The organism is Streptomyces sp. CRN 30 (genome assembly GCF_034105845.1).
On the sequence record NZ_JAVRHI010000418.1, the window covers coordinates 20,002 to 30,619 of the forward strand.

Below are 10,618 nucleotides of genomic sequence, written 5' to 3' on the forward strand. Positions count from 1 at the left end.
CGGGGCGGCTGGTACGACGTGGCTGATACGGCGTGGCTAGTACGACTTGGGCAGTCCGAGGGTCTGGTGGGAGACGTAGTTGAGGATCATCTCCCGGCTCACCGGGGCGATCCGGGCCACGCGGGAGGCGGTGACGAGCGAGGCGAGACCGAACTCGCGGGTCAGGCCGTTGCCGCCGAGGGTGTGCACGGCCTGGTCGACGGCCTTCACGCACGCCTCGCCGGCCGCGTACTTCGCCATGTTGGCGGCCTCGCCCGCGCCGACGTCGTCGCCCGCGTCGTAGAGGTGCGCGGCCTTCCGCATCATCAGCCGGGCCAGTTCGAGGTCGATGTGCGCCTGCGCCAGGGGGTGGGCGATGGCCTGGTGGGCGCCGATGGGGGTCTTCCAGACGGTGCGGTCGCGCGCGTACGCGACGGCCTTGGCGAGGGCGTGGCGGCCCATCCCGATACCGAACGCGGCGGTCATGATCCGCTCGGGGTTGAGCCCCGCGAAGAGCTGGAGGAGACCGGCGTCCTCTCCCCCACTGCCGAAAGCGTGGGAGGGGCCCCCACCCACAAGCGCGTCGGCGGGAAGCCGTACGTCGTCCAGTGTCAGCTCGAACTGCTTCTCCGCCGCGTGCAGCTCCATGTCGATCAGGCGGCGCCCGAAGCCGGGGGTGTCCCGGGGGACGATGAACAGGCAGGGCTTGAGCTTGCCGGTACGGGCGTCCTCCGTGCGGCCGACGATCAGCGTGGCGTCGGCTATGTCCACGCCGGAGATGAAGACCTTGCGGCCGGTGAGGACCCAGTCCCCGCCGTCCTTGCGCGCGGTGGTGGTGATGCGGTGGCTGTTGGAGCCGGCGTCGGGCTCGGTGATGCCGAAGGCCATCGTGCGGGTGCCGTCGGCTATACCGGGGAGCCACTCCTGTTTCTGGGCCTCCGTGCCGAAGCGGGCGATCACCGTGCCGCAGATCGCCGGGGAGACGACCAGCATGAGGAGGGGGCAGCCGGCGGCGCCGAGTTCCTCCAGGACGATGGAGAGTTCTGTGATGCCGCCGCCCCCGCCGCCGTAGGCGGTGGGGAGGTTGACTCCGAGGTAGCCGAGTTTTCCGGCCTCCGCCCATAGGGCTGCGCGGTCGTGGTCGCGGCCGTGGCGTGCGCCCAGGGTGGCGACTGCGTCGCGGAGGGAGTTGTGTTCTTGGGTTTCGGTGAGTGTCATGTGGCTCCTTTGACGTGGTTGCTCGCGCCGTTCCCCGCGCCCCTATCGGGGCGCTTCCACTACTGCCAATAGGGAGCCGACCGTCACCTGTTGGCCCGGGGTGGCGTGCAGGGCCGTGAGTCGGCCGGTCACCGGGGCGGTGATCCTGTGTTCCATCTTCATCGCCTCCAGCCAGAGGAGGGGCTGGCCCGCCTCCACCTGCGCGCCCTCCCGCAGACCCGCTGCCACGCGGACGACCGTGCCGGGCATGGGGGCCAGAAGGGAGCCGGGGGCGTGGGTGGCCGTCGGGTCGGGGAAGCGGGGGAGGGCGGTGAGGCGGGTGGCGTTGACGTGGATGTCGGTGCCGTAGCGGGTGATGTCGTAGCGGTGGCGGATGCCGTCCGTCTCCAGGACGACCAGGTCGGGTGCCGTGTGCACGATCCGGACTCCGTCCGCCTCCGCACCACCGCGCGTGAAGCGGTACCGGACCTCCGTCTCCTCCCCCGCCACCGCGTACCGCTTCACCTGGTCCTGTGAGGGCAGGTTGCGCCAGGCTCCGCCGAAGCGGGAGCGGGCGGCGGCGTCGGCGAGGGCGGCGGCGAGCGGGGCGTACGGATCGGGGGCCGGGGCCGTCAGGGCGGCCAGGTGGCGGTCGTAGAAGGCCGTGTCCATGCGGGCCGACGCGAACTCCTCGTGGCGCAGGGAGCGGACGAGGAGGTCGCGGTTGGTGGGCGGGCCGTGGAGCGTGGCGCGGTCCAGGGCACCGGCGAGCTTCCTGAGCGCCTCCGCGCGCGTGGGGGCGTGGGCGACGGCCTTGGCGATCAGCGGGTCGTAGTGCACGCCGATGGTGTCGCCGTCCGTGTAACCGGTGTCCAGGCGTACGTCCGGGACGGCGACGCGGTGCAGGCGGCCGGTCTGCGGGGCCCAGCCGTTCGCCGGGTCCTCGGCGTAGAGGCGCGCCTCGACGGCGTGGCCACGCGCGCGTGGCGGTGCGGGATCGAGGGCCGTGCCCTCCGCCACGCCGATCTGGAGGGCGACGAGGTCGATGCCGAAGACGGCCTCGGTGACGGGGTGTTCGACCTGGAGGCGGGTGTTCATCTCCAGGAAGTGGGCGCGGTCGCCCGTCACCAGGAACTCGACGGTGCCCGCGCCGACGTAGTCGACGGCGCGGGCCGCCCGTACCGCGAGGGAGTGCAGTCCGGCGGTCAGGGACTCGCTCAGGCCGGGGGCCGGGGCCTCCTCGATGACCTTCTGGTGGCGGCGCTGGAGGGAGCAGTCGCGGGTGCCGAGCGTCCACACCGTGCCGTGGGTGTCGGCGAGGATCTGCACCTCGACGTGGCGGCCGTGTTCGAGGTAGGGCTCGACGAAGACCTCGCCGTCGCCGAAGGCGCTCGCCGCCTCCGCGCGGGCGGCGTCCCGTTCGGTGTCGAGGTCGGCGAGGCGGCGCACGATCCGCATGCCGCGTCCGCCGCCGCCCGCCGCCGCCTTGACCAGCACCGGCAGGTCGGCCTCGGTGACGTCCTTCAGCGGCTCGACGCCCATCAGTTCCTTGGCGCGGGTCTTGGACGCCATCGCCTCGATCGCCTCCGGCGGCGGGCCGATCCAGGTCAGGCCCGCGTCGGTGACGGCCCGCGCGAAGGCCGCGTTCTCGGAGAGGAAGCCGTAGCCGGGATGGACGGCGTCGGCACCGGCCGCCAGGGCGGCCTTCACGATCGCCTCGCCGCGCAGGTACGTCTCGGCGGGGGTCGACCCCGGCAGCCGTACCGCCGTGTCGGCCACGCGCGCGTGGAGCGCGTGCTCGTCGGCGTCGGAGAAGACGGCGACCGTGCGGATGCCGAGTCCGGCGCAGGTGCGGAAGACGCGGCAGGCGATCTCGCCGCGGTTGGCGACCAGTACAGAGGTGATCACGGGGTTTCCCTCACATCCGGAAGACGCCGAATCCGCCCCGCGCGCCCTCGTAGGGGGCGGTGTGGATCGCGGACAGGCACAGGCCGAGGACGGTGCGGGTGTCGCGCGGGTCGATGACGCCGTCGTCGTACAGCCGCCCGGACAGGAACATCGGGAGCGACTCGGACTCGATCTGCTGCTCCACCATGGCGCGCAGCGCCGCGTCGCCCTCGTCGTCGTACGGCAGGCCCTTCGCGGCGGCGGACTGGCGGGCGACGATGGAGAGGACCCCGGCGAGCTGCTGCGGACCCATGACGGCGGACTTGGCGCTGGGCCAGGCGAAGAGGAAGCGGGGGTCGTAGGCGCGGCCGCACATGCCGTAGTGGCCGGCGCCGTAGGACGCGCCCATGAGCACGGAGAGGTGCGGTACGCGGGAGTTGGAGACCGCGTTGATCATCATGGCGCCGTGTTTGATGATGCCGCCCTGCTCGTACTCCTTGCCGACCATGTAGCCGGTGGTGTTGTGGAGGAAGAGGAGGGGGATGTCGCGCTGGTTGGCGAGCTGGATGAACTGGGCGGCCTTCTGCGACTCCTCGCTGAACAGGACGCCCCGGGCGTTGGCCAGCACCCCCACCGGATATCCGTGGAGCGCCGCCCAGCCGGTGGTGAGGCTGGTCCCGTAGAGCGGTTTGAACTCGTCGAAGTCGGAGGCGTCGACGATCCGGGCGATGACCTCGCGCGGGTCGAAGGGGGTCTTGAGGTCGTCGGGGACGATGCCGAGGAGTTCCTCCGGGTCGTACTTCGGCGGCTCGCCGGCCGGGGGGTCGGCGTACGCCTTGCGGTGGTTGAGGCGGGCGACGACCCGGCGGGCCTGGCGCAGCGCGTCCGGCTCGTCCACGGCGAAGTGGTCGGCGAGGCCCGACACGCGCGCGTGCATCTCGGCGCCGCCGAGGGACTCGTCGTCGCTCTCCTCGCCGGTGGCCATCTTCACCAGCGGCGGCCCGCCGAGGAACACCTTCGCCCGCTCCTTGACCATGATCACGTGGTCGGACATGCCGGGGATGTACGCGCCGCCGGCGGTGGAGTTGCCGAAGACGACGGCCACGGTGGGGATGGCTGCGGCGGAGAGCCGGGTGAGGTCGCGGAAGATCGCGCCGCCCGGGATGAAGATCTCCTTCTGGGAGGGGAGGTCGGCGCCGCCGGACTCCACCAGGCTGATGCTGGGCAGCCGGTTGGCGAGCGCGATCTCGTCGGCCCGCAGAGCCTTCTTCAGCGACCAGGGGTTGGAGGCGCCGCCGCGCACGGTCGGGTCGTTGGCGGTGATCAGGCACTCGACGCCCTCGACGGTGCCGATGCCGGTGACGAGCGAGGCGCCCACGGTGTACGCGGGGTTCTCGCTGCCCCAGGCGGCCAGCGGGGACAGCTCCAGGAAGGGCGTGTCGGGATCGAGGAGGAGTTCGACGCGTTCGCGGGCGAGGAGCTTGCCGCGCCCCCGGTGCCGCGCGACGTACTTCTCGCCGCCGCCCGCGAGGGCCTTGGCGTGCTCGGCGTCCAGCGCGGCGAGCTTGGCCAGCATGGCCTCGCGATGGGCGCGGTGACCGGGGTCGGCCGGGTCCACGGCGGAGGACAGGACGGTCACGGGCGGACCTCCGGTACATCGAGGGCGTCGAGTGCTTCGAGGGCGTCGAGGGCGTCGAGGGGGAGCGGGGTCACAGCGAGCGCTCCGGGATGTCGGCGTGGCGGGCGGGAGTCACAGGAGGCGCTCCGGGATGTCGACGTGGCGGGCGCGCAGCCATTCGCCCAGGGCCTTCGCCTGCGGGTCGAAACGGGCCTGTGCGGCGACGCCCTCGCCGAGGATTCCCTCGACGACGAAGTTCAGGGCGCGCAGGTTCGGCAGCACGTGCCGGGTGACGGGCAGGTCGCGGGTCTCGGGGAGCAGTTCCCGGAACCGTCCGGCGGTCAGTTCGTGCGCCAGCCACCGCCAGGCGTCCGCGTCCCGCGCCCACACGCCGACGTTGGCGTCCCCGCCCTTGTCGCCGCTGCGGGCCCCCGCGATCAGGCCGAGCGGGGCCCGGCGCACCGGTCCGGGCGGCAGCGGCGCGGGCAGCGGCGGCGGTGGTACGTCCGTCAGCGCGGCGGTGTCCCGGGGCGCGGGCACCGGCACGCGGCGGCCGTCCGGGACCACGGCGACGTGGGCGACGGTGTCCTGGGGGACGTACGCGGCCTCGAAGACCCCGTAGGGGGCGCCCTTGCCGGGTGGGGCCGTGATGTGGAAGCCGGGGTAGCCGGCGAGGGCCAGTTCGACGGCCGCCCCGCTGAACGCCCGCCCCACCGCCTGCTGGTCGGCGTCCCGGACGACGAGCCGCAGCAGGGCGCTGGCCGTCTCCTGGGTCGGGGCGTCGGGCCGGTCGGTGCGGACGAGTTCCCAGCGGACGTCGGAGATCTTGGCCAGCGCGGGGTGCATCTGCGCCCGCACCAGCTCCGCCTTGGCCTCGATGTCGAGGCCGGTCAGCACGTAGACGACCTCGTTGCGGAAGCCGCCGAGGCGGTTGCGGCCGACCTTGAGGGCGGGCGGCGGGGCCTCGCCGCGCACGCCGTCGATCCGGACGCGGTCCGGTCCGTCCCGCGTGAGGGTCACCGTGTCGAGGCGCGCGGTGACGTCCGGCCCGGCGTACCGGGCGCCGCGCGTCTCGTACAGCAGCTGGGCGGTGACCGTGCCGAGGTCGACGAGACCGCCGGTGCCGTCGTGCTTGGTGATCACGCTGGAGCCGTCGGCGTGGAGCTCGGCGAGCGGGAAGCCGGGGTGCCGTACGTCATGTCCGGCGAAGAACGCGTAGTTGCCGCCGGTGGCCTGCGCACCGCACTCCAGCACGTGCCCGGCGACGACGGCGCCGGCGAGCCGGTCGTACTCGGTCGGCCCCCAGCCGAAGTGCGCGGCGGCGGGCCCGGTGACCAGGGCCGCGTCGGTGACCCGCCCGGTGACCACGACGTCCGCCCCGGCCCGCAGGCACTCCGCGATGCCGAAGCCGCCGAGGTAGGCGTGGGCGGCCAGCGCCCCGGGGTGGCTCGCGGTGAGGTCGTCGCCCTCGACGTGCGCGACCCGTACGGGGATGCCGAGCCGCCCGGCCAGCGCGCGGACCGCGTCGGCGAGCCCGGCCGGGTTCAGCCCGCCCGCGTTGGTGACGATGCGCACACCCCGGTCGTGGGCGAGTCCGAGGCACTCCTCCAGCTGCCGCAGGAAGGTACGGGCGTACCCGGCGCCGGGGTCCTTCAGCCGGTCCCGGCCGAGGATGAGCATGGTCAGCTCGGCGAGGTAGTCGCCGGTGAGGACGTCGAGCGGGCCGTCGGTGAGCATCTCGCGCATCGCGTCGAAACGGTCGCCGTAGAAGCCGGAGGCGTTGCCGATCCGCAGGACGGTCACCGGCGCTCCCCCTTCGGCGCGCGGCCCGGTCCGGGCGGTCCGGCGAACGCCTGGGCGATGTCCAGCCAGCGGTCGGCGTCCGCGCCCACGGCGCACAGGGCCGTGTCGGCGCGGTGGACGCGCTGGGTGGCCAGCAGACAGAAGTCGACCGCCGCCCCGGTGACGCGCTGGTCGGCGTCCTCGGGACCGTACTTCCACACGTCGAGGCCGTCGGGGGTGGTCAGTTCGACGCGGAAGGGGGCCGTGGGCGGGGTGAGGCCGTGTGCCACGAAGGCGTAGTCCCGGGCGCGCACCCCGATGCGGGCCACGTGCCGCAGCCGGGCCGTGTGCGGGCGGACCACACCGAGGGCGTCGGCGATGTCCAGGCCGTGCGCCCAGGTCTCCATGAGCCGCGCGGTGGCCATCGAGGCGGCGGACATCGGCGGCCCGTACCAGGGGAAGCGGGCGCCGGGCGGTGCCTCGCGCAGTGCCTTGTCGAGGGCGGTACGCGTCTGCCGCCAGGACGCGAGCAGCTCGGCGGGCGGCAGCGCGGCGCCCTCCCGCGCGCCCTCGTCGACGAACGTGCCGGGCGCCGCGACGGCCCTGTCCACCAGGGCGCGGAAGCCGTCCGCGTCCGTGACGGCGACCAGCGCGCCCCGGTCGGTCCAGGCCAGGTGGGCGAGTTGGTGGGCGATGCTCCAGCCCGGGGCGGGGGTGGCGAGGGCCCACTGTCCGGGGGACAGCCCGGCGACGAGGGCGTCCAGCGCCTCGCTCTCCTCGCGCAGGTCGTCGATGACGGGCGTCGGGTCGGACACGGAGGGCTCCCCTCGGACACGGCGGTGTGCGGGGTGGTGCGGGGAGGAGCATGGCAGCGGCACGGAAAACAAGCAAGCGTGCTTGCATGAATTGACGGCCGGTCTGTGGAAGTGAGGCGGTCGGTTCTCGTCCGCGGGCGCGTCGGGGCTGGGCGCGCAGTTCCCCGCGCCCCTTTCGGGGCGCGCGGTTCCCGTGCCCTTTCGGGCGCGCAGGTACGGGTCTACTGGCCCGTCGCCGCGTCCGGGCCCGGGAGAGGGGCCTTGCGGCGGCCCACCTGGGTGCGCACCGCGCCCATGCTCGCCGCGACGACCAGGGCGATCGCCGCCGCCTGCGGGGTGGTCAGGGCCTGGTCGAGGACGAGGAAGCCGGCCAGGGCGGCGATCGCCGGCTCCAGGCTCATCAGGACGGCGAAGGTGGACGCGGGCAGGCGGCGCAGCGCGAGCAGTTCGAGGGTGTAGGGCATGACGGAGGAGAGCACCGCCACGGCCGCGCCGAGACCCAGCGTCACCGGGTCGAGGAGCTTGGTGCCGGACTCCGCGACACCCAGCGGGAGGAAGAGCACCGCGCCGACCGCCATCGCCAGCGCCAGCCCGTCGGCCTGCGGGAACCGTCGGCCCGTCCGCGCGCTGAAGACGATGTACGCCGCCCACATGACGCCCGCCGCCAGCGCGAACGCCGTACCGGCCGGGTCGAGGCCGCCGAAGTCGCCGCCGCCGAGGAGGAAGACACCGGCGAGCGCGAGCCCGGCCCAGACCAGGTTGACCAGCCTGCGCGAGGTCAGGACGGACAGGGCCAGCGGGCCGAGCACCTCCAGGGTGACCGCGAGGCCGATCGGCATGCGGGCGACGGCCTGGTAGAAGAGGCCGTTCATGGCGGCCATGGTGACGCCGAAGACGATCACCGTGCCCCAGTCGGTGCGGGAGTGGCCGCGCAGCCGGGGCCGGCAGACCACGAGCAGCACCAGGGCGGCCACGGCCAGCCGCAGGGTGACGATGCCGAGCGCGCCGGCCCGTGGCATCAGGGTCACCGCGAGCGCGCCGCCGAACTGCACCGACAGCCCGCCCGCGAGGACGAGGCCGACCGGGCCGAGCGAACCGCCCCGGCCACCGCCGGGTGCGGACGCCGCCGTCCCGCCGGTCGCGGGGGCGGCCGGGGCCGAAGTACCGGGCTGGGCGCTGGGGGTGGTCACGGGAACTCCGGGGAGGCGGGCCGAGGGAGGCGTACATCACAGTAAACTAGCCAGTCCATGGTACTGGACTACGCCAGTCGCGTTCCCCCGTCACGCAACTGTCCGGGTCGGGGTAGGCCGGTGTCAACGAACTACGATCCGCGTACCCACTCACTCCCCACTCCCTCCCGGAGGCCCCGTGCGACGACTGCTCGCCCGACTCTGGCGCGCGCTGCGCCCTGTGCAGAGCCGCCTGATGTGGTGCGTGAACCCGAAATTCGTGGTCGGCGTGACCGGTGTCGTACGCGACGACGAGGGCCGGGTGCTGCTCCTCCGGCACCGGATGTGGCCGCCCGGCCGGCAGTGGGGCCTGCCGAGCGGCTTCGCGCACGCACGGGAGGACTTCCGGCAGACAGTGGTGCGCGAGGTCAAGGAGGAGACCGGCCTCGACGTGGAGGCGGGCCGGCTGACCATGCTGAACAGCGGGTTCCGCACCCGGCTGGAAGTCGCCTACGAGGCCCGGCTGCTCGGCGGCGAGCTGCGGATCGACCCGCTGGAGATCCTGGAGGCCCGCTGGTGCCGGCCGGACGAGCTGCCCGAGGACATCCAGCCGGTCTGCCGTCCCCTCGTACGGGGTGAGACCGTGCCCTGAGGCCGGCGGGCCCGTCCTAGGCGACCCCGCCGCCGCCCAGGTAGAGGTCGGTCCCGCCGTCGGGCCCGAAGCTGTCGCCGTGGAGCCGGGTGACGCCGTCGGCGGACGGGCCGTCGGCCGTGCCGGGCAGCAGCCACGCGGTGCCGGCGATGTCGTCGTCCCCCGGCGCGGCCACCACGAGTTCGGCCCGGCCGTCGCCGTCCAGGTCGACGAGGCGCGATTCGAGGCTGAAGCCGTCCTCCGCCTTCGCGTCTCCGCCGAGGTCGCCCGCGTCCAGGGTGCGCGCGCCCTCGCCGGTCAGGCCGTCCGGCGCCCCGCGCAGGAGCAGCACCTGCTCCGGGCCCGTCTCGTCGTCCGCGTTCAGCTTGCCGTGGACCGAGCCGGCCACCACGTCCGCACAGCCGTCGCCGTCGAAGTCCCCGGTGGCCAGGGAGGTGAGGGAGGCGTTCTCGTCCTGCGGTTCCGCGCCGGGGACGCCGGGGGTGTCACGGTCGACGGTCGCCGTCCGCCTGCCCTTTCCCGGTCCGGCCTCGGAGCCGTGGACGACCGTCACCGCGCTGCGGCTGACGTCGCCGCCCCGGGGGCTGAGGACGAGGTCGGCGATGCCGTCGCCGTCCACGTCACCGACGGCTCCCGTCGCCGCGTCGGGCAGCTCGACGCCGTCGGGCTCGGTGAAGCCGTCCCGGCCGCCCTTGAGGTAGCTGACCGGCCAGCGCTGTTCGGCCCACGGGTCGTCGGGGCGCTTGTGGTGGTTGGTGAAGACCAGCAGGTCGTCCGCGCCGTCGCCGTCGAGGTCCCCGGCGACGAGGTCACGGTACCCGGCGGCCGCGATGTCCTCGCCGGGGCGGCTCGGGGCGGGCACGGGGGCCGTGGACGCGGGTGCGCCGTCGCGGCCGAAGGGGCCCTTGAGCAGGCCCTTGTCGGAGCCGGGGCCGAAGACCAGGTCGGCGTGTCCGTCCCCGTCGAAGTCCCCGGCGACGAGCCGCTCCTCCAGGATGGGTTCGCTCATCCAGGGGACGTGGGTGCCGTCGGTGTCCGGTACCCGGACGGCACTCTTCAGGCCCTCCGGGGAGCCCCACATGACGACGATGCTCGGCTTCCAGTCGAAGACGAGGGTGGCGAGGTCGGTGTACCCGTCCCCGTCGAGGTCGCGGGCGACCACGCTCGTGCCGAAGAACGCCTCGTCGCGGCCCTTGCCGGGAATCCCTGCGTCGTTCTGCGTCAGGTACTGGCAGCGGGCGACGCCGGTCCCGTCACCCGATCCGTACGCCACGGCGATGCTGCCGCCGCCGCTCCCGTTCTCGACGGAGCCCAGCGATCCGAAGGCCAGATCGGGATGCCCGTCACCGTCGAAGTCGGCGGCGGGGGCGGTACCGGCCGGGGTGTCACCGGTACCGGCCGAAGACGTTCCGGCCGTGGTGGCCGTGGTGGCCGTGCCGGCCGTGGTGGCCGTGGTGGCGGCACCGGTCGCCGTGGCCGCACCGGCCGCCGTGGCCGCACCGGCCGCCGTCGCGGCGCC

The 10,618-nt window shown here is 74.0% G+C and carries 8 protein-coding genes; 1 reads left to right on the forward strand and 7 read right to left on the reverse strand.

Annotated features, from left to right (window positions below; genetic code table 11):
* Positions 1-36: 36 nt before the first annotated feature.
* The 6 genes from UW392_RS46150 to UW392_RS46175 form a co-directional block, all read right to left on the reverse strand.
* Positions 37-1,197 carry an acyl-CoA dehydrogenase family protein gene (locus UW392_RS46150; RefSeq protein ID WP_320781332.1) on the reverse strand — a complete coding sequence of 387 codons (1,161 nt, stop codon included), beginning with the start codon at positions 1,195-1,197 and terminating at the stop codon, positions 37-39.
* A 42-nt stretch (positions 1,198-1,239) separates the two neighbouring features.
* Positions 1,240-3,084: an acetyl/propionyl/methylcrotonyl-CoA carboxylase subunit alpha gene (locus tag UW392_RS46155; protein WP_320781333.1), complete on the reverse strand. Its 1,845-nt coding sequence runs from the start codon at positions 3,082-3,084 to the stop codon at positions 1,240-1,242.
* A 10-nt stretch (positions 3,085-3,094) separates the two neighbouring features.
* The gene (locus UW392_RS46160) at positions 3,095-4,702 is read right to left on the reverse strand and encodes an acyl-CoA carboxylase subunit beta (protein ID WP_320781334.1); all 1,608 of its coding nucleotides are present in this window, start codon (positions 4,700-4,702) and stop codon (positions 3,095-3,097) included.
* Positions 4,703-4,813: 111 nt separating this feature from the next.
* Positions 4,814-6,484, reverse strand: a complete 1,671-nt coding sequence (locus tag UW392_RS46165) for an acyclic terpene utilization AtuA family protein (protein ID WP_320781335.1) — start codon at positions 6,482-6,484, stop codon at positions 4,814-4,816.
* Positions 6,481-7,278, reverse strand: coding sequence for a TIGR03084 family metal-binding protein (locus tag UW392_RS46170; protein WP_320781336.1), 798 nt, complete (start codon positions 7,276-7,278; stop codon positions 6,481-6,483). The genes UW392_RS46165 and UW392_RS46170 overlap by 4 nt, the downstream gene beginning before the upstream one ends.
* 221 nt (positions 7,279-7,499) lie before the next feature.
* The gene (locus UW392_RS46175; protein ID WP_320781337.1) at positions 7,500-8,468 is read right to left on the reverse strand and encodes an EamA family transporter; all 969 of its coding nucleotides are present in this window, start codon (positions 8,466-8,468) and stop codon (positions 7,500-7,502) included.
* A 178-nt stretch (positions 8,469-8,646) separates the two neighbouring features.
* Here UW392_RS46175 and UW392_RS46180 point away from each other — a divergent pair, with 178 nt between their 5' ends.
* Positions 8,647-9,099: an NUDIX hydrolase gene (locus UW392_RS46180; RefSeq protein ID WP_320781338.1), complete on the forward strand. Its 453-nt coding sequence runs from the start codon at positions 8,647-8,649 to the stop codon at positions 9,097-9,099.
* A gap of 16 nt (positions 9,100-9,115) precedes the next feature.
* Here the strand turns inward: UW392_RS46180 and UW392_RS46185 are convergent.
* The coding region (locus UW392_RS46185) for an FG-GAP and VCBS repeat-containing protein (protein WP_320781339.1) at positions 9,116-10,618 on the reverse strand (1,503 nt) is incomplete at its 5' end.

Coding starts and splice junctions, on each gene's coding strand:
- UW392_RS46150 (WP_320781332.1), bottom strand. CDS start 1,197: ATGACACTCACCGAAACCCAAGAACACAACTCCCTCCGCGACGCAGTC.